The following is a 17,897-nucleotide window of genomic DNA, read 5'->3' as shown; positions in this document are numbered from 1 at the left end:
GGTGGTAACGTCAAACGAGACCGCCACAATCACAAAAGTTAGATCCGCTCAATACGCTGGATGAACAACGTAAACAACCCCGTGAATACGGTAAGGAACACCGCACCACGGAGGGAGAGGTTGACCGCACCATACGTGAACGCGACGAACATCCCGATAAACAACAGCAGGACATCGGCGTGCTCAAACGTCCACGCAGTTACTCGGTGACTCACATTGCATCGGCCACCGTAGCGGATTCTTGTACGAGACCGTCTCCGAAACCAATCAGTGCGGTGTAATCCTTCGGTGCCCAGAAGACACCCGATTCGTCATGGAATTCGGAATCGCTCTGGTCAATCTCCTCGATCTGGCTGCGTCGGTCGTCCTCCTCCTCGAGCCACCACTGATCGACCGTGACTGCGTTTTTGCAGAGCCATGCATCACCCGAAACACCAAAGTTCGGTGTGACGAGTGCGAAGCGGTTTGGAACGGTCTCATCCCCCTTTTCGGACCCGCCGAACGTGTCCCAACAGAAGTTCTCCCACGTCGTACAAAGGAGGTAGTCCTTTGTCACTTCGAGCGGATTTCCACGGGATTGCGTCCGTTGTTTCGCTAACTCGATGAGACGCTCTGCCATGTCGCTGTTAATTTCTGGACCAAACTCGTTAGATTCAACGATCTGGACTAACTCATCCGATCCATATGCCGATACCACTTTCTTAGGGACTTGAACTGACATTATAAATATGGAGGTGACAGCGGTTAAATGTCGAGACTCGGCGCAGGATCGTACTCCTGCCTCCCCGCATCCGCATTGACGGTCTCGCTGTGGTGTCGCCCCCAGAGATCTATGAGAGCGGACGATATATCCGAGTATACGTCCCGTTTCAGTTGCTCTCGATAGTCGTTTGCCCACTGTTCGATCGCCTTGTTCAACGTCTCGGCGGCTTTCGGCGTGTGCGCGTAGATATCGACGGCGTTGTTCTCGAGTTTTCGCACGTTCTTTTGCATCCACTCGATATACCCCTTCGCTATCGAAGATTCCACATCATCACTGTGGTACGCAGCCCACTCACGCAACATCTGACAGAGATACAGCGCCTCATAGTCCTGAAGCGTTGTGTGAACAGCCTCCTCCCGCTTTGAAGGCATGTCTGGTTCAGCCATATGTTGCAAGTTGCTTCCGAAATTGTTACCGACCATGTCCATCTGAGTATAGTTTACGTGCATACTAAAGTGTTTCGTTATGGTATGTTAGTGGTAAGCTACTATCTTTAATTCGTGATTAACTGGTGTGTATCGTCAATCCACGCCTATCTGGGTCGTTCTCCACCGTAATTTCAGCCACATCAGAGTCCGTATCGTTGTCGTCATTACCCCCCTCGACAGCCGCTCCATCCTCAATCGGCTCTGTTTCAGCGCCCACAAGCGGCCCCCAAACACATTCCTCGAGCCTCTCTTCACCGACCTCGAGAACACCTTTAGCCACCGAATAATCGTCTTTCCCAGTCCGTACAACTGGGATTTGCACGCCAGACATCTCGAGTTTCGTTCCATTGAGGTCGGACGGGCGTCGTCCGATGTAGGCCAGGAATTGGAGCGTTGGGTTGAGGAGCGTGAAATCCCCGTTCGGAAGATCGTGGATATGGATATCACCACTCGGTCCACGGAACGTTACCCGTAGGACGTTCGTACCCGCACCCGTAGGACCGTTCTTCTGATCCCGCATTGGATCTTCGAACAGCGCGGCGGTCGTGTACTGTATCTTCTTTACAGTTCCCATTTTTGACGCATTCATAGTTCGGAAACAACAGATCGATCGACGCCTTCCTCTACCAGTTCGCATCGACGCCACACAGCCCCACACGTGCGGTGTGTCTGACTCTCCCCACTCCAGTACTTGAGCGCCGTCCGAATTTCGTATATCATCGCCGTCGTCTGGACGTGTCGCTTGATCTCGGTGGCTGGACCAAACTCGTCTCGCATCTCGAGTAGGCGGTCTCCATCGTAGAGCAGATCGTCACGCGAGATCTCGATTTGTTTCTCGACATCGACTTCGGGTTCTTGCGGGTCTGCGCGACGGTAGGCGTTTCCATCCGACGTGGCTTGCACGTTAGTTACCATCTACATCCCACTATAATGCGGGGTTGTTAATAAACCTTCTGGTATGGATATGGTAACAACAAATGAATGACACAAAAATCGCCAGAAATGTAATTAGGGGTGAAAATCGCAGATTTTCGATTAGGGGGTTAACCAACGGAGATGAGTCTGCGTGGCGAGTGTTGGTTAAAAATTAGAACGACGCTCGATCTTCAGCCGCACTCTGAATTAGTAAAATAATCAAATCTGTTCGGCGTTCGCCTTACGGTAGTAGTATAACCGTGCGTCTTCCACATTGCCCAATAGTAGGGCTATACGTGCGCGTTTTCCCCAATCCGTTTCGTGTTCACTCATGATTATTCAGGTAATCAAGCGCCTTCGTTTGGCGTGAACAGTGCATTTTCTACGTCTCGGGTGATAATACTTCTACACCTCTGGCAGACGTATTGGGCTGCTTTGTTCTCCGCTTTCTTCTCCTGATGTGCATCCCACGGGTACTTATGACCGAACAGTTTACAGCGAATGCTCATGATTATCTTTCTAATCAAGCCTGTTTTCGTGGTGCTCTGGATCCGTTGGACTGAACTTCTCTGCTATATCGTGGTACTGTTCGGTATTGAAGTATCCCACACGTTCGAGAAACACTTCAGCATCATCCATTGTAATATCCCACCGCTCTGCAAGGTCATGCATAGGATCGAAGGTATAAGCGTACTCTTCGTCGCTCATACGGTCGTTTTCTACCGTCATTCGTCGTTGAACACCTTGTTGATTTTCCAGTCGTCCCACGTCAAGTCATTAGGGATGTGGGACGCCATTTGATGAACTTTGCCCTCTCCAGCCAACTCGGGAATGTTGATATCCGCATTCTGATAATACGATCTAAAGAACCGCCCGTCTCGGTAATGTGTCTCCAGATATGAACTTGCCTTTACTGCTAACTCATCATCGTCATAAACGACGAGACCACCCACGTCAGCGATCGTTTTAAGGATCTCGACCCGCGGTATAGGCGAGCCCCACGATCCTCTAAGGCTCCGCATGACCATGTCTGCGTACACGTCTCGTTCACCGATATCGAGTGATTCGATGTACTCTCGTTTGTTATTCATTCTGCTAACACCTCTTCAATCGGATCTTCTAACTCTTCAAACTCGTCGTTTGGCAACAACAGCCAGCCTAAAATTCCAATTAGGCACTCTACCATCACCCAGGTTAGTATCAACGAACCGTGGACTGTGAGTAAGACCATTACCTTCACCAGTTTTAAGATCCCACGGTCGTCTTTATTCCAGATACTCTTCCACGATTTAACCACTTTCCGAATCAGTTTATTGTTGTATGATTGAATTGTCTTAATCATCGTTTTCCCTCATCTTTAACATCTCCATCTGCTCATCGTACACGACTCCCATATTATCGAGTGCGTCTTCGAGCGCCTCGAACGGGAATGCGTCGTTAGTGACAAGTCTGTGCAGCGCGAGAGCGGTTTTTTCAATGGCTTTGACCTCTTCTACCATCATTGAATCTCCACCATCATCACGCTGCTCTCTCGCCCTCATAAGCACTCCCAGTTGGAATGCGGTACTGCCGTGGCGATGCTCCTCGTGGTAATCGAGCAACTCGTTAATTCGTTTCTGTAGGTTGTTTCGTGTCATTGATCTCTCTCCTCTGGAACCGTGAACACCACGTGTCTCCCCACCATCTTCACATCAAGTGGGTGTCCTGATAACCCAAGTTGTTCTTTCACCGCCTCCGCATCTACTCCATGCTCCTCGAATCCGTCTGGAATATCATTATTCATCGTTCTACCCTCACCAATTTTTCTTCGAACCGCGTTCCGCATGTGGTACACTTCGCATCCACACCATCTCGGACATGAAGTTCGGTCACAAGACCGAGACACCCATCCTCTGGGCACTGACTCATTTCGTACTTACTCATCGTCCCACTCCAGGCACACGTCGAGGATTAGAACAGAACTGGTCGTCCCCGCGTATCCAGCCTTCACTTTTATCTCTTCAACTGGGATGTTGTTCGCCCAGAATTCTGATTCGATCTCGTCTGCGATTCGCTCAATTTCATCGAGCGTGCTTCCACGTCCGATCGACGCTTCCACAGACGGGTTGAACGAACTTGAAATGCCAGCGAAATCGGCCTCCTCTGGCAACATCTCCTTGATCTCCTCAAACTCGTCCTGCGTCCATTGACGGACATCGGTTGTTGTAATGGTCATGGCTTCTACCCTATCGTATACTTACCACGTACATACATAAAACTATCGAAGTTCTACAACCACGGCTCAATCTCGATCAAATCCTCGAGACGTTCCTCGCACTCGAGAATGTCTATGTCGCCACGCACGTACGCCTCTTTCGCTTCCTCAAGCGAGTCAGTGGTTACGGTCGTTTTCTCCGCGTAATCATTCTGCGGGTCATTGGGAGTGCCACAACCCCACTCTAAAATATTATCACTACAATCGTCGTTCTGTGATGTGTCTACGGTGCTGCGTTCGAACACCTCGAGAACGTTCTCGAAACTACCGTATTTCTCAATATACGGCTGTATCACATCCTCATCGATATCAGAAAAACTGTCTGCCTCGTCTAACTCAACAGCAAGCGGGAGGTGTTCGGTCTCAGTCAACATCGGCTCTGGTGGTAGTTCACCCGCATCAATACGCTCTTTCAACTCACCCAGAAGGGGGCTGTTAGCTAAACTACCAGAGTGAGGCGTTCCAGCGTACTGATCAGTGATATCATGGTTATCGACCAACAGACGGTCGTTATCCATCTTGATCTCTACTCCCTGGTACGTGGTCTGGTACTGGACATTCCCGTAATCTACACCACTGTTATCGACGGAAGATATACAAACTTTAACACCAGCACGAGTGTGTTTGTTACACTCCCTTGATAAGTTATTACATTCTACGGGACTTAGATCAGTTACTTCAATTTCAACCGTCCCTTCATCATTATGTTCATACACTTCCACATTCCTCGCACCTTGCTCATATGCCATTGCTGCAAGGTCTTGAAGTGATGAGACGTTCTCCGCCTCTGCAATCTCACTTTTCGAAAGCTCCATACTCTCTGTCATGTTATTAGAGGGTAACGAACGATGGTTTGATATCGCCCTCTCGAATGAGATCTGGAACCGTGTAATCACACTCACACTCGTCACACGTCCATGTCGGCTCATCCATTGTTGTTACTGCAAACTCCATGATGGAGTTGTGGTGTGGACAACGCTGCCCCTTCGGAATCGCGGTACCTACCTTCATACACCACTATTCAACACATAGGTACAAAAAACTTGCGTTTTACTTACCACTGATAACACACGTATGCGGAATACAAAATACAGTCGTGTAAAACATACCCGAAAACTTTAAGGCATATAGGTGGTAAGTACTGGGTATGAACATCGTAACAAACGGTGTGAGCGTGTATCATGAAGGAAACCAGATCGGTCGATGTGCTCGAGATCTCCATGCATCGGGGAGAAAGGGCGTCTTCGTCTGGTATAACGAGGGGCTGCGGCGTGCTCGCAAAGGTAAGTGGACGATGGATGTGTCGGTTGAGAAAAAGATCAGTGTGTCAATTAAAACAATCTTGGTTGCTGACGCATCTCGACACGCAGTTTACGCCATAGATCGTGAGGAATTTGTAAAATCGTCTACTACAAAGGGCCGTAGGAAACAGTATGTAGCAAAGGAGTCTGATGATTTCGTTGAAAAAGTGTCTGATAACCCAAACGATATTCTCAACGGGAATTTGTGGATAGAAAGCGGTAACAGGCCTGATACCCACTATCATGTAAAAGCCAATGAAGCATAACCATTCGAGAACGAACATTCCTATGGTATGAATCTTGTGGGCTTCTGACGATATTGTTACCACACCATAACCTTTTTATTATCTCCCGTCAAAGAGATGAGTGAAGACAAAAACAATGAATTGGGACAACGTCGGATATGTTATTAGTTCGCAGTACAGAATTGAAATTATGAAGCGGCTGGACGAAGGGCCAAAGACTCCGTCTGCAATGGCGAAACCAAACAGTGACATTCCCATTGCACACGTCTCTCGAGCACTCACTAACCTCCGTGAAAAGGATCTTGTAGAACTGCTCGTCCCAGAGGAGCGGAAGAAAGGACGAGTCTACGGGCTCACTGACGAAGGTGAGGCGATCTGGGAAGAAGCGAAGAAACAGGTAACTGCATGATACCTACCATCCACATACCAAATAGTAACAGTTATATGTATACAACTACTATACTGTAGTAGGGGGGAGTGTGGTCGGTTTGTGGGGTATAACTGTGCTAATTACTGTGTTGTATATTAACCGCACTGAAGTGCTGTAGCGGAGGCTGTTGCGGTATGGTTGTGGCGGAGAGACTTCTTGTATGCGGAGCGGTGGCTGTTGTGTTGCTGTAGTTACAATGTCGTATACACTGTCGTTAAACATTATCTGGTAACTACATCGGAATATTTATTACCCCACATGGTAAAGAAGTGGATGTGATGTCGAAAGCAGCCAACAACAGTGATTCGGGAACAGCGCCAACAGTCAATGGACACGCTCTCGACAGTGTTCAGGGCATAATACATGCCTTTTCATATCTCGGTGAGGAGTACAACAAAGGCGACATCTACGAGATCTCGACGTTGCACGGTCGTGATGCGGTTGCGATCGAGTCACGCACATCCCGATTTCAACACATGGATAAGATCCTCGCAGTTCACGGGAGAGACGTGCTCATCAGTGACATTACGTCACTGTCTGACGGTCGGCTCAAGATCGAGATAGTTGAGGAGTAGTTACCATTCCATAACAACTATATACCCACATGAATAACACATTCATGTAATGCAACCAGTTGAAGCCATTCAAGAACGGATTGACGACGGACAAATTATCGTGCTTTTGCAGGACGAATTTAACGAACCCCACGAGCGTGTCCGAACGACGTTCGAGGATTGTGATGCGCTCGAGTTGTACGCTCACCACTGTATGAGCGCGGCTGACCGTGAAAACGCTCGTGTCGAGCTTCACGAATTACGGTCATAGCTGATTTCGCAAGCCTTATTATCTGGTAACTACTATGTATGTATATGGGAGCAGATACCCACAGTACGGCGGTGCCAACGAATAGCGAACCAACCCTCCCCACCGACGATGTCCACGGTTTTCGAATTGAGTCTGTAGTTCACAAGAGTGGGTGTGATTACGCACTCGAAGATCAAGACGGGGATGTCTGGTTTTATCGGGATGGGTTGACTAAATCAGAGGTTGGTGGTTGTTTCGGAAGTTGGGACGGGACACTTAACGATCTCATTGAGGCGCTCATCGACTTCGCTGACTACGAGACCACTGACATAGGCGCTCGCCTGGACGAGATTGAGGCGCGTATCAGTGGCCTTGAGGAGACCGTCGAGGAGTTGAAGGGGAGTGAACAACCAGAAATGGATGATGAGTTGTGGTATAAATTCAGTGATGGTGGATACGACAAATTCTCTCGATCGAACGAGTCGGCTGTAATTGTGAACGATGAGGGTGCTATGAATAGAACAGTCGTTTCAAATAATATGTACGGTAGCGATGGTCAGGAGAATAGTGGATGGGGTGTTGATAGTACCATCCCAATGCCGTACCGAGGGGAGTATAATGAAGCGTGGAATGTTCGAAATCTCGAGACCCTCCGCGAGTCGGATCTGCCCTTCACTCCGTAAAGCGTAGTTCGCTATATCGATTCTTTTCGGTAGACTTCTCTGTCGATAATCTCGACAGCTAACTCATCGGTTGATCGAAACCGATAGAGTTATTATGAGGTAGCCATATGGTAGTAGTATGGGAAGTGAAGATCTGATCGTTGATGAAGTGGTTGCGACAGCAAAACGCATTGAAGCGATGGACGACCCAAGTGAAGAGCTTGATCCGTTTGAGATAAAAGTGGAAGCGTCTATCGACGGTGATATCAGTGAAATTATCGCCGTACTCACTACGGGCGGTCCGCATATCGAGGTTGCGTTATACGCGGGTCGAGTCGATGGATGGTGGGGCGGTGATGAACACACCGCTTCGATCATGGACGAAGATACCGAAACGCTACTCAGTCACCTCGCCGACCTACATCAAAGCTACTGGGAGAACAACGTCATCCAGTAATCGGCACACTTATTATGTGGTAAGTACATGGTTGTGGTATGGTAAGCGACCTTGTCGAACGGTTCAAAGAGGAATTTAATGCGGAAGAGGCATACGACATAGTAGCACACGCAACCGCTGACGATACATACGTCGGTGAAGACGGTATTGTCGCCCTCATTCCAAAAACCGAAATCAAATTCGGTGTTGTCGATCTCACCGAACTTGAGAGTGTGGGGTGGTCGCAGACAGACACTCTCGATGTCGATGGTAATATGACACGGACCTGGCGTTTCGAAAAAGAGGGTGTGCGTCATTACGTCACAGCCGAATACGTCGATCGCATTCTCGACGTGTTAGGTGAGGAACGCGAATATCTCAATAACAATTCCGAATCTCGGTTTGATCGAGGCAACGTCTATCCAGTCGTAATCGATGGTGGTGAGGACTACTGGTTCATGGTCTCACCTATCAAACTGTAAATCGGTACACTTATTATGTGGTAAGTACATGGTTGGTGTATGGTAGTCAGCGAGACACCCGATGCCGACCACGTTGAACAGATCAAAATTGGTGTAGCCGAAGAACACCTCGAAACCTATCCTGATAAACCAGACGATCATCCAAACACCATTACGGGGGAGGCGGAAGTCGAGATCGCTTTCGCTGATGGTGTTGAGTATGATCTCGATGTCGGTCCAGACGGTAACATCATCATTCAGTACTGGAAGAGTATGGAGGCGGAAGAATGAACGACGAGCGTCCGATCATTGACGACCGTGTGTTGATCGATGCTGGACGATTCACGTACAACGTGTCCAATATCTTCATTGATGGGGAGGGGACGACAGTAATTCGCCTTCGAGACGGCAACAGACACGTTGGAAAGACCAAAGAAGAGCTATACGAAAAACTCGATGAAGGGTGGAGCGTGGAGGAGAAACAATGATGAAACAAATTAGCATGGCCGTCGTTGTGCTCATCACCCTCGTTGGCACCCTTGCGTTCTGCGCTGCTGTAGGTGATGGTTTGTATTGGGCTGCTACGGGTGAACAAAACTTCTACGATCCAGTATTACTCGGGATCATAGGCGTCATGATCGCATGTTGCGGTGGGTTCGGTGTGTTCATCGTTGACGAAGAGTTGTAAAACAGAAGCTTTATTATGTGGTAGCCATATTGTACGAGTATGGCAAGTGAAGCCACCTCCGAAGAGGCAGAGGACATAATAATAACCGCGGAAGGCGTGCAGATCCGTGCGAACGAGACCGTCTCGACAGGCGAGTATGAGACGGGCAACGTTGGTGCGACGATCGATGCATCTGTCGAGGGTGTGGATATCACCAATGGACTACCAGACGAGGTTACACAACGCCTCTACGCCCTACAACGAACCATGCAAAACACGACGAAAGCGGCTGCGGAAGAGCGGAAGAAAGAGGCGGAAGGACTCAAATGAGAGTAGCATACGACGACGACAGCCACATGTACTTGCTTCAAGGACCAGGGGTCGGTATCTGGTTCAAACGGTGTGAGAAGCGAGGGAGCCGATTGGTGTTGTATAAATCACGTTCAATGGAAGAACGTGTGGGCTACGTCGATGGTGTCGATAAGGACAAGCTCGAGGTCGGAATGACAATGGTTCGTAACGATCTCGAAGAATTCGATCTCGAAGGAAATAACCAATATCAATAATGAACGGAGAACTACAACAATACATCGAGCAACTCAGAGAGTACGGTGATATCGACAAAGTCCACGTCCGCGATGATGAAGAAATCATCACAGTGATGAAAAATAATGAGGCGATGGGGCTCGGAAAACACGTTACAAAGAAATTCCTCGAGAATGGGTACGCGATCCTCGAGTGTGGTTACGGAAAGATCATGTTCGGACGTGTCGAACCGTCGTTTGAATTCTCAGACGAGTAAGATTTTCTTCTTACTTACCAACTGTGTGCTGAGTAGATACCACAAACTTTATGGTGTGGTAAGTACATGGATGTAGTATGGCAAGTGAAGCCAACTACGAAGTGACCGAAGATACGAACGGATCTGTTCGACGCAAATACAATACGCTAATAGCTCGAGACGACTGTGTGTTCACGTTCCTCGATGATACGTTCGTGTATCCAGATGATGAACGTGACTTTCATGGTGCGACTGGTACGCGCATGGTTCCCGTGACCGAGGAGGAGATGCAACGGCGGCGTGAGCAAATGCGAGATCCAGAATGGTCTGGACTACATCACATCTACGTTGAGCAAGTTGAAGACGGTCTTGACAAGTCGTGGACCCAGTGGATCGATGAACAGCTACGCATCGAGGGAGATCGACTGCTCTATGATCCGTCGTACGAACACAAGTACGGCGAGATCGTCCGTGAAAAAGTATCCCGTGAGTTGGGGATGGAAAATATTGTAGCCGTCGAATGCATCGGTGGGGGTCGCATGTTCTCTGGCGGTGAGAACGAAAATGAATGGGGGGTAGTGTACGATCAAGAGGCGGTTGCTGTGGCGTTCGATGCGGAGGAGGGACAGTTCCCCGACGACGGTTACTGAGAGGAGCATAGTCGTTTTCTGAGCGGTTTTTCAATTGGTTTGGTGGAAACCACGTGTCTTTTCTAAAAACAGTGTGGTGGGTGCCACAGCCACGTGAGGAGAGATCTGTGGGTGAGTTGCGCTCGAGCCAGAATTATAATTAGAACCGTTTTTAACTTTCCCCAAAAATCGCCAGAAATATTATTAGGGCCTATTTCGAGGTTGCTGAAAAAATCGCCAGAAATATTATTAGGACGCGATCTGCAAAGCAGATCACAATCCTCGCCGAAAATCGCAGATTTTCAATTAGGGTCTATTTCACTAATCTGATATTATCCCCTCGTTCCCTTCGGTCCACATAACTGGTGGTAATATTATCCTGAGTAATACTGATGGTGTGAGAAATACATCTGAGTAATATCGGCGAGCATAACTGTGGGTTATGCGGCGGTGTGATTTCATACACTCAAGTAATGGAGCGATCGACATAAAAGAGACCATGTCGGTAATATTTGTCACTCAATCCATTCGTGAGAGTAATATCCAATGATCGTATTTTCCATATCCTGTTACACGTGTGTGGTGCGTCGATATCGGTGGGTTTATGTGGGTCGGTATGTAAGTGGTAATTGGATATGAGCGATATAATCGTAACGGATAACGATACTCTCGACCGTGAGACCGCTGTGAGTAAGAGTCAAACACCGAACGGACACGCACCCTATGGTGTTGCTGGTATGTTCGTTGATGATGCACATATCGTATGCGCGGGCTGTGTGAGCGACGAAGAATGGCACAACGAAGATAACAGCGTAATGTTCGGTGATGCGGAAAGTGACTATCCTGGCACCCTTTGCGCCGATTGTGAAAAACCGCTCGACACTCACATTCTTGTCTACAAGTCACAAGATCCGAAGCTTTTCTTCAGGCTACGAATGTCTGAAGAATTGGGCGAGTATAACGAGTGTCTAACCATTGAACAAATCGCTGAGAAAGCGAAAGAAAAGGCCTATGAAATGGGATATGCGGAGGCAAGTCCCATTGAAGGTGAATACGGTGAAGGTGGCGAATTCGCCGATTCAAAACCCGAGGTTCCAACGGACTCCGCTCGTTGGGCTAACATTCTTGCCCCTAAGCTCCGTTCGATCGCTGGATACGAAGATAGTGGGTATGGTACCTATCAAGAGTTACCGATTGATGTCGTGCATGACATCTATAACGAAGATGTTTCCACCGCATTCCGTGAAGGATATTACGATTGTGCGGAGGGAAAAGAACAATGAAAACTGTTGCTTGCCACAGCGGTTGTAAGCGTGAATTTAAAGTCCCTGATAACCACAAGAATGATGTCGAATACTGTCCCTATTGTGGTGGTACGGAGATTTGGATTGAGCTATAAAACGGTTTGAAATAAAGTCAGTTATTTTTTGACCTTCGATTATTACTCTTGTGCATACCGCCACCTTTATGTGCGATGGTAACTAAGTGGTAAGTGTAACATGAGTAGAAGCCAACTCCCTGAAAAGTTCGTTGAAGCGCGTAAACGCCGTGAGAAACAGCGGGAAGTGAACGAGAGAAAGACGGATCAATGACGATCAAACCATACTGGGCTGCGGAAGTGACCGCGGTCGTTGTAACAGCGTTATTACTCATCGGTCTTGCACTAACATGATAATACAACACACGGTTGATATTGAACACTCGAGTGACATAATATCATTCGGTGGTACGTTTCAAGTCGGTAACTATTCTCATTCAGGATCGATCGACATTCCGAAACCGTAGCGGAGAGTCAGTTATTTTTTGGCTCCGAGTTATTACTGTGGCGCATTCCCAGGAAATCGGTAAGTTTATATGTGTGTATAAGTAAGTGGTATGTATGTCTCAAGACAAAGATACGGACGTACGACAGATAATAAACGCAGTCGCCGATGGTTGGAACGAATTTGACGGGCTCCCGCCATACTCTGCCGAATACGAACGTGATAAATTTGCACTGTCGATTCAGAAAACGAATTGTTATGAAATTTCACTTCATCATCCAAGTGGTGAAGATACGGGAATGGATGGATACGCAAAAACGAACGTGTTAGATCAAAGCGCATGTGATACTGTCAAAGAAGCTAAGAAAGTTGTGGAAAACTATTCTAACAATCCAAACGAATATCTGGGATAACTGAGACTTTTTTATTTGTCTCGAGAATATAACTGTGAGTTATACCGCCCTACAATGTGCATGATTCATTCGATGTGCTTGTATGCGGTATGCACGTAACGTAGGGAATCAGTCGGATCGACTGGAGAAACTGACCCACGGGCATTCTATGGCTTTCTATGAGTGTGTAGCAGTGGCTCAACGAGTGTAATACAGTGTTCAATGGGTGTGTACTCTTATCCGCAAATTATTATCTCGAGTAATATCCTCTTGTCTCGAGTGACTGCCATGCCTTGCGTACGCGGGAAACGAAAGCCTTATGTGTGTATGCACTAAGTGGTAAGTACGAGGCAACTCGTCGCGGGCTATCTGGTAAGCACATCCGCGTAAGATAGCCTAAACAAGCCACCAAAAACACAGTGATTCACCAATGTACAAAGCACACACGACGGTAAAACCGACGAATCTCGAAGGAAACAACGATATCGCTCGAGAGGACACACATCTGACTGAATCCGACCTATGCGATGTGTTGGGACGATGGTACGCCACAACCAACCCGAATCATGTCGAGTCATTCGTGCAAGGTGCGTACGATACGATCGCTCGAGTGAATTCGGTTTGGTACGACCGCATTCCTGTTCCAGTCATATGGACCGATGAGGATCCCTATGATAGTTTCGCTGATATGAAAGAGTCAGTCGCTCGAGATAATGAGCTTCGGGTGTTCAGTGGTGGTTCCACTCCAGAACACATGTCATGGGAAGATAACGTGAAGGCTCGAGCAGTGCATGATTGGTTTGGGCATCTCGAGTGTGATACCGACTTTTCGCTCGAGGGAGAGTATAAGAAATTTGAACACATCAAGGGGCGCTATCCCCGTTTCGTTCGCCCGCTATTGTTCACTGAGATAGTCGGTCAACGAGCGGCCGCATCCTACTACGATGGTTTCGGGTATCCCCGTTTCACACAAAAGGCACTGTTCGCTCCGTGTTATCTGCGTACCATGATGAGACATGCATTCAATGACTAACTCGAGTTAATTCAGGCACTAACTCGAGTGAAAGGCCCCCATCAAGATTAGCTTCGGTGGGGTGTCGCACGCTCGTTCCACTGGGGTCCATTAATTCCCCCTCTGTGTTGTAAAACGATAGCAGATATATGGAAACCGCCACCATGACTGTAAAAATTATTATTTTTGTGAGACGAGTTGCACCCAAATTTCCGCGCCCTTCCTACCGCTTAAAAGTTCCAGAAATATGATTAGGAGGGGTTACGCTCATTCATGAACGAGCATGAAACCGATCAGATGCATCATCGGGGAATGTCACTTTCATTACACCACCACTCATTTTCAGGTAGTCTGATGGGACACTTATAAACACCATCTACAGACATTATAGCCTCTGTTAGCTCATCAGAGTCGATATTGAATCCAGATACTTCTACAGTGTATTCATCTGCAATGAATGTCATAGCGTACCTCCACAGTACGGACAGTAACGCCAATTCCTATAGTTAGGCTGTTCTAACTCCATTCTATCGTACCACACTCGATTGCAGTTTGTGCATTCAACTTTCATACCGATACACCAGTCCAATTACAACCGATGATGTGTTCTGCTTGATGTTCCATGTCAACCATCAATTTAACGTTTGAGGGTCTATTATCTTGCTTATGTTTATTTATATGATGTACTTCAGTTCCATCTGCAAAGACAGCATGGGGGTCTTCTCCGTTTGCAATCACAAGGAGTTGATGAATATAAACTCCCTTGTTATCATCTCTACACCATGCTTTACGATATCCACGTGGATCTCGAACATATGATGCTATCGGAACTCCAGCACCGCCTGGTCCTCGAGCCTCTATATCGTATTTATCCAATTTCCTCCCAATAGTTCTGGCACTACAGTCAAGTTCATCACCAATCTCACTTTGACTCATCTCATCATCAATATACATTTTACGAAGCAACTCCTCATCTTCATATCTTTTACTCCCCATATACTTACTACGTACTACAGACTGATAAAAGTCACGGTTGTATCCATCAAATTGGTCCGCCATGCACCCTACCGTGACACGACTCGCAGAGGGTGATTAGGTTGCGAAACGTGTTGGTTCCTCCACACCCTAATGGAACGATGTGGTGGATCGGCGCTGAACTATTCACGTTCGTTCCACAGCCCTGGCACGTGTAGTCGTCCCGCTCGAGGACCGCAACACGCATCTCACGCCATTCGCTCTCCTCTGGGTAGTCAGCCATCTGAATACAGCCGAGTAGCTCGTCATACGGCTGTTGCTCGATCCAGTCGGTTGTGGCGATCACTCCAGCGTTGTCCTTCGATTTGACGCCTCTATACCAGACGTAGTTTGCAGAGTCGTGATGCGTAACAAGTATGTTCTCATCACGAGTCTTGTGCCAGTAATAATTACCGATACGGATGTGCTGACTCACGCTTGAAATAACACCTCTCCAGATTCGCTACACTCCCATCCCCCACATTTAGGACATCCAAATGTCTCTGCTTCAGCACCACATATTTTACACGTTTCTTCCCCGTCGAAATCAATGTGTCTCCCGTCCCATTCCGATGGGGGTATTTCTTCGTGGCTCATCCTTCCACGTAGATGTAGCCGTCGTATTCGACGTATAGCTCGTCTACATCAGACACGTCAATTGTTTCGATCTCTACATCCCTCGAACTATCTGATAGTAATTCAGTCATATTGATGGTCCTTGGTACTCGTAGTATTTCACATCAGTTGCATGGTACGGACACCCGTAGCAGTATCCACATTTGCTCCGCCCAGTAACGATATTAGGATGCGTCACGACAATGTTGTTCTCATATTCCCGTACAAGAGCCTGATATCGGTGTTCGCCCGTCCAAAACTGACTTGCGTAGTTCATCACGAATTTTGGCGACCTCGAGACATCTTGTATAGGTTCGGAATCAATCGCATCACAACCTCATCCCCCTCTTCTCCTTCAGGAACGTGGATTGTTCGAGTCACAGTGGAATCTCGTCACGATCGTAGCCCGCTTCAGCGATGCGGTCACGGACTCGTTGTCTGCGGTCAACACTCTCTCGCATCTTACGAGACTCTCTGATGAAGCGCATTTGTGCTGCTCGATGGTCGAGATATCCGAATGGGATATCATCTTCGTTTGCTTCACCCACAGCGAAGACAATAGCCTGATACTCCCCAGTATCAAGGTCCTCGAAGTATGTTACACCAACATTCTCAGTGAGTATATCAGTCCAATAGTCCATACTCTCCTCCTTATACTACTTACGTGTTACTTGCACTTTAATGTTCCGATTACAGACCTACGATTGTCACGACTGTCTCAATTCTCGCAACTGTTTTATATATTAGTTGTGTTCTGTGAGACGTGTTGTTAGCTTACGGACACTATTAGTCCCCCACTTAAAACGGGAAGAGGGGCTGGAAAAGCTACACCAATCTAATATCCCCTCTGAAATTAACTGGTAACTAAGTCGCAACATTTATGTGTCTGTGGTGCGTAAGGATAACTGTAAGTAATAGATATGGGAGTCGAATCGCATAATCTGTCTCGGAAGGCAAATGACGGTAGTCGAGATGATATGAGGGATGATCGGTACGACGAGCAGCGGTATGAGAGCCGTGACAGTCGATCTAATACCGATACTTCGTTTATCGAATACGATATAGATAGTCTTCAGGTTAGTCAGCGTCGGAAGAATGAGTATAAGCGGATGCTCCGTTGGCAGGAAGGTGAGGATCCGTACGACGCTTACTCATCCAATCGGAAGAGTCGTGAGCAGCAGAACCGAGAGGAATGGAAGCGACGGATTGTTGATACCTACACGTCTCATCTTGATCTAACTCGATATCAGAAGCAGCGAGTTAAGCACCTCACGCTCGATGTGATGCATATCAACTCGTTCGGTCACTTTTCCATTGAACAGATTGTTCTTGGAATTATCAACCGAGTTGCTCGAGAGGACGATCGTTGGATTGAGGACGAGAAAGGTTTCCAGAACCTCTGCATCGACGTTGGGTTTGAAGAAGGTGAGGTTGCTGGTCAGATGAAAACACTCCGCTCGATGGTCCGTGAGCGCATTCCGAGTGACAAGAAACGACAGCGTTGGGATTAGTTCGAAAGTTTAAATAGCATGTAAGACGTAATTACATGGTAAGTAATGAGCGTCTCAAGTTCATCGGCATCTTATACCAATATAGATACGGTTTGTGACAAGTGTGAAAAAGATTTTGACAGTGCCGAAGATCTAATAGTTCATCATACGAAGGTTCACACTCGAGGTGTGGATGGGGAGTACGAAGAATGTGATGAGTGTGATGAAGAATTTTACGACACTACATTGTATAGGCGACATTTATCAAGATCCCATGGGATAAGGAATGTTAGTAAAGTAGAAGTAGAATGTCACTGGTGTGAGGACGATCATTTGATTAACGAGGGTCAAGTGGGGCGATATGAAAGAACATTCTGTTCGAGAGATTGTCTTCACGAGTGGCAAAGTGAATGGATGAGTGGTGAAAACCACCATAATTGGAAAGGTGGGTGGAGTAGTGTAATATTTCCCAACGGTATGAGAGAAAAAGTTCTCGAACGGGATTATTACACGTGTAGATTGTGTAGAAAAACTGACGAGGAATCGAAGGAAGAACATGGTAGAGGATTGCATGTACACCATAGAACGCCACGAAGGTGTTTTGATAATGAAGATGAGTCTCATAGTCTCCATAATCTGATTTCGCTCTGCCCAAGTTGCCACAAACATATTGAATCAAAAATCGATCTTTTATAAGCGGGATACGAGATTACACTTTAAGTAGAACGAGTGTGAACCGATTGGTTCTCTCGTTCTGTTCGAGTCATTTCGCTGGGACCGAACGTGGCTCGTTCGTTTCTGCCCTTTATAGGTAGGAACGCCACCCCGACCACAC

31 protein-coding genes are annotated in these 17,897 nt (G+C 47.4%); 16 read left to right on the top strand and 15 right to left on the bottom strand.

The window, feature by feature from the left end:
• Positions 1 to 38: 38 nt before the first annotated feature.
• The 11 genes from LDH74_RS03295 to LDH74_RS03240 form a co-directional block, all read right to left on the bottom strand.
• Positions 39 to 215, bottom strand: a complete 177-nt coding sequence (locus tag LDH74_RS03295) for a hypothetical protein (RefSeq protein WP_226041214.1) — start codon at positions 213 to 215, stop codon at positions 39 to 41.
• A complete protein-coding gene (locus tag LDH74_RS03290) occupies positions 212 to 721 on the bottom strand; it encodes a hypothetical protein (RefSeq protein WP_226041213.1) in 510 nt (169 codons plus the stop codon). Before LDH74_RS03290 ends, LDH74_RS03295 begins: the two co-directional genes overlap by 4 nt.
• A 23-nt stretch (positions 722 to 744) precedes the next feature.
• The gene (locus tag LDH74_RS03285) at positions 745 to 1,149 is read right to left on the bottom strand and encodes a hypothetical protein (protein WP_226041212.1); all 405 of its coding nucleotides are present in this window, start codon (positions 1,147 to 1,149) and stop codon (positions 745 to 747) included.
• 118 nt (positions 1,150 to 1,267) lie between these two features.
• Positions 1,268 to 1,765: a hypothetical protein gene (locus tag LDH74_RS03280; RefSeq protein ID WP_226041211.1), complete on the bottom strand. Its 498-nt coding sequence runs from the start codon at positions 1,763 to 1,765 to the stop codon at positions 1,268 to 1,270.
• Between the two features lie 11 nt (positions 1,766 to 1,776).
• The gene (locus LDH74_RS03275; protein WP_226041210.1) at positions 1,777 to 2,106 is read right to left on the bottom strand and encodes a hypothetical protein; all 330 of its coding nucleotides are present in this window, start codon (positions 2,104 to 2,106) and stop codon (positions 1,777 to 1,779) included.
• Between the two features lie 519 nt (positions 2,107 to 2,625).
• Complete coding sequence (locus LDH74_RS03265; RefSeq protein WP_226041208.1) at positions 2,626 to 2,814, bottom strand: hypothetical protein; 189 nt, start codon at positions 2,812 to 2,814, stop codon at positions 2,626 to 2,628.
• 17 nt (positions 2,815 to 2,831) lie between these two features.
• Positions 2,832 to 3,197: a hypothetical protein gene (locus LDH74_RS03260; RefSeq protein ID WP_226041207.1), complete on the bottom strand. Its 366-nt coding sequence runs from the start codon at positions 3,195 to 3,197 to the stop codon at positions 2,832 to 2,834.
• Positions 3,198 to 3,440: 243 nt separating this feature from the next.
• Entirely contained in the window at positions 3,441 to 3,743 is a 303-nt protein-coding gene (locus LDH74_RS03255; RefSeq protein ID WP_226041206.1) for a hypothetical protein, read from the bottom strand.
• Positions 3,740 to 3,931 carry a hypothetical protein gene (locus tag LDH74_RS03250; protein WP_226041205.1) on the bottom strand — a complete coding sequence of 64 codons (192 nt, stop codon included), beginning with the start codon at positions 3,929 to 3,931 and terminating at the stop codon, positions 3,740 to 3,742. Before LDH74_RS03250 ends, LDH74_RS03255 begins: the two co-directional genes overlap by 4 nt.
• A gap of 90 nt (positions 3,932 to 4,021) precedes the next feature.
• Positions 4,022 to 4,321, bottom strand: a complete 300-nt coding sequence (locus LDH74_RS03245; RefSeq protein ID WP_226041204.1) for a hypothetical protein — start codon at positions 4,319 to 4,321, stop codon at positions 4,022 to 4,024.
• Positions 4,322 to 4,374: 53 nt separating this feature from the next.
• Complete coding sequence (locus LDH74_RS03240; protein WP_226041203.1) at positions 4,375 to 5,187, bottom strand: hypothetical protein; 813 nt, start codon at positions 5,185 to 5,187, stop codon at positions 4,375 to 4,377.
• 320 nt (positions 5,188 to 5,507) lie between these two features.
• Between LDH74_RS03240 and LDH74_RS03235 the strand changes: the two genes are divergently transcribed.
• From LDH74_RS03235 to LDH74_RS03165, 15 genes are all read left to right on the top strand, one after another.
• Positions 5,508 to 5,927, top strand: coding sequence for a hypothetical protein (locus LDH74_RS03235; protein ID WP_226041202.1), 420 nt, complete (start codon positions 5,508 to 5,510; stop codon positions 5,925 to 5,927).
• A 115-nt stretch (positions 5,928 to 6,042) separates the two neighbouring features.
• Positions 6,043 to 6,315: a winged helix-turn-helix domain-containing protein gene (locus LDH74_RS03230; RefSeq protein WP_345778547.1), complete on the top strand. Its 273-nt coding sequence runs from the start codon at positions 6,043 to 6,045 to the stop codon at positions 6,313 to 6,315.
• A gap of 299 nt (positions 6,316 to 6,614) precedes the next feature.
• The gene (locus LDH74_RS03225) at positions 6,615 to 6,911 is read left to right on the top strand and encodes a hypothetical protein (RefSeq protein ID WP_226041200.1); all 297 of its coding nucleotides are present in this window, start codon (positions 6,615 to 6,617) and stop codon (positions 6,909 to 6,911) included.
• Positions 6,912 to 7,205: 294 nt separating this feature from the next.
• Entirely contained in the window at positions 7,206 to 7,823 is a 618-nt protein-coding gene (locus LDH74_RS03220; protein WP_226041199.1) for a hypothetical protein, read from the top strand.
• 118 nt (positions 7,824 to 7,941) lie between these two features.
• Positions 7,942 to 8,259 (top strand): hypothetical protein, encoded by a 318-nt coding sequence (locus LDH74_RS03215; protein WP_226041198.1) that lies wholly within the window; start codon positions 7,942 to 7,944, stop codon positions 8,257 to 8,259.
• Between the two features lie 38 nt (positions 8,260 to 8,297).
• On the top strand, positions 8,298 to 8,720 hold the full coding sequence (locus tag LDH74_RS03210; protein ID WP_226041197.1) for a hypothetical protein: 423 nt from the start codon (positions 8,298 to 8,300) through the stop codon (positions 8,718 to 8,720).
• A gap of 39 nt (positions 8,721 to 8,759) precedes the next feature.
• On the top strand, positions 8,760 to 8,990 hold the full coding sequence (locus LDH74_RS03205; RefSeq protein ID WP_226041196.1) for a hypothetical protein: 231 nt from the start codon (positions 8,760 to 8,762) through the stop codon (positions 8,988 to 8,990).
• Positions 8,987 to 9,187, top strand: a complete 201-nt coding sequence (locus tag LDH74_RS03200) for a hypothetical protein (RefSeq protein ID WP_226041195.1) — start codon at positions 8,987 to 8,989, stop codon at positions 9,185 to 9,187. The genes LDH74_RS03205 and LDH74_RS03200 overlap by 4 nt, the downstream gene beginning before the upstream one ends.
• Positions 9,184 to 9,387 carry a hypothetical protein gene (locus LDH74_RS03195; RefSeq protein WP_226041194.1) on the top strand — a complete coding sequence of 68 codons (204 nt, stop codon included), beginning with the start codon at positions 9,184 to 9,186 and terminating at the stop codon, positions 9,385 to 9,387. Before LDH74_RS03200 ends, LDH74_RS03195 begins: the two co-directional genes overlap by 4 nt.
• Positions 9,388 to 9,426: 39 nt before the next feature.
• A complete protein-coding gene (locus LDH74_RS03190) occupies positions 9,427 to 9,696 on the top strand; it encodes a hypothetical protein (RefSeq protein WP_226041193.1) in 270 nt (89 codons plus the stop codon).
• A 235-nt stretch (positions 9,697 to 9,931) separates the two neighbouring features.
• The gene (locus tag LDH74_RS03185) at positions 9,932 to 10,168 is read left to right on the top strand and encodes a hypothetical protein (protein ID WP_226041192.1); all 237 of its coding nucleotides are present in this window, start codon (positions 9,932 to 9,934) and stop codon (positions 10,166 to 10,168) included.
• A gap of 77 nt (positions 10,169 to 10,245) precedes the next feature.
• On the top strand, positions 10,246 to 10,797 hold the full coding sequence (locus LDH74_RS03180) for a hypothetical protein (RefSeq protein ID WP_226041191.1): 552 nt from the start codon (positions 10,246 to 10,248) through the stop codon (positions 10,795 to 10,797).
• Between the two features lie 614 nt (positions 10,798 to 11,411).
• A complete protein-coding gene (locus LDH74_RS03175) occupies positions 11,412 to 12,059 on the top strand; it encodes a hypothetical protein (RefSeq protein WP_226041190.1) in 648 nt (215 codons plus the stop codon).
• 596 nt (positions 12,060 to 12,655) lie between these two features.
• Positions 12,656 to 12,952, top strand: a complete 297-nt coding sequence (locus LDH74_RS03170; RefSeq protein ID WP_226041189.1) for a hypothetical protein — start codon at positions 12,656 to 12,658, stop codon at positions 12,950 to 12,952.
• Positions 12,953 to 13,361: 409 nt separating this feature from the next.
• Positions 13,362 to 13,964: a hypothetical protein gene (locus tag LDH74_RS03165; RefSeq protein ID WP_226041188.1), complete on the top strand. Its 603-nt coding sequence runs from the start codon at positions 13,362 to 13,364 to the stop codon at positions 13,962 to 13,964.
• Between the two features lie 281 nt (positions 13,965 to 14,245).
• On the opposite strand, the gene LDH74_RS03160 is transcribed toward LDH74_RS03165, so the two are convergent.
• The 4 genes from LDH74_RS03160 to LDH74_RS03145 all read right to left on the bottom strand — a co-directional run bounded on the left by LDH74_RS03160 (position 14,246) and on the right by LDH74_RS03145 (position 16,213).
• Positions 14,246 to 14,407: a hypothetical protein gene (locus LDH74_RS03160; RefSeq protein WP_226041187.1), complete on the bottom strand. Its 162-nt coding sequence runs from the start codon at positions 14,405 to 14,407 to the stop codon at positions 14,246 to 14,248.
• 103 nt (positions 14,408 to 14,510) lie between these two features.
• A complete protein-coding gene (locus LDH74_RS03155; RefSeq protein WP_226041186.1) occupies positions 14,511 to 14,939 on the bottom strand; it encodes a hypothetical protein in 429 nt (142 codons plus the stop codon).
• A 46-nt stretch (positions 14,940 to 14,985) separates the two neighbouring features.
• Positions 14,986 to 15,393: an HNH endonuclease gene (locus LDH74_RS03150; protein WP_226041185.1), complete on the bottom strand. Its 408-nt coding sequence runs from the start codon at positions 15,391 to 15,393 to the stop codon at positions 14,986 to 14,988.
• A 556-nt stretch (positions 15,394 to 15,949) separates the two neighbouring features.
• The gene (locus LDH74_RS03145) at positions 15,950 to 16,213 is read right to left on the bottom strand and encodes a hypothetical protein (RefSeq protein WP_226041184.1); all 264 of its coding nucleotides are present in this window, start codon (positions 16,211 to 16,213) and stop codon (positions 15,950 to 15,952) included.
• 336 nt (positions 16,214 to 16,549) lie between these two features.
• Here LDH74_RS03145 and LDH74_RS03140 point away from each other — a divergent pair, with 336 nt between their 5' ends.
• A complete protein-coding gene (locus tag LDH74_RS03140; RefSeq protein ID WP_226041183.1) occupies positions 16,550 to 17,083 on the top strand; it encodes a hypothetical protein in 534 nt (177 codons plus the stop codon).
• Positions 17,084 to 17,897: the final 814 nt, after the last annotated feature.

Origin of the sequence: Natrinema sp. DC36, assembly GCF_020405225.1 — an archaeon.
Lineage (GTDB): Archaea > Halobacteriota > Halobacteria > Halobacteriales > Natrialbaceae > Natrinema.
The sequence above is the reverse complement of the archived record's forward strand: the minus strand, read 5'-3'. Positions and strand labels throughout refer to the sequence as shown.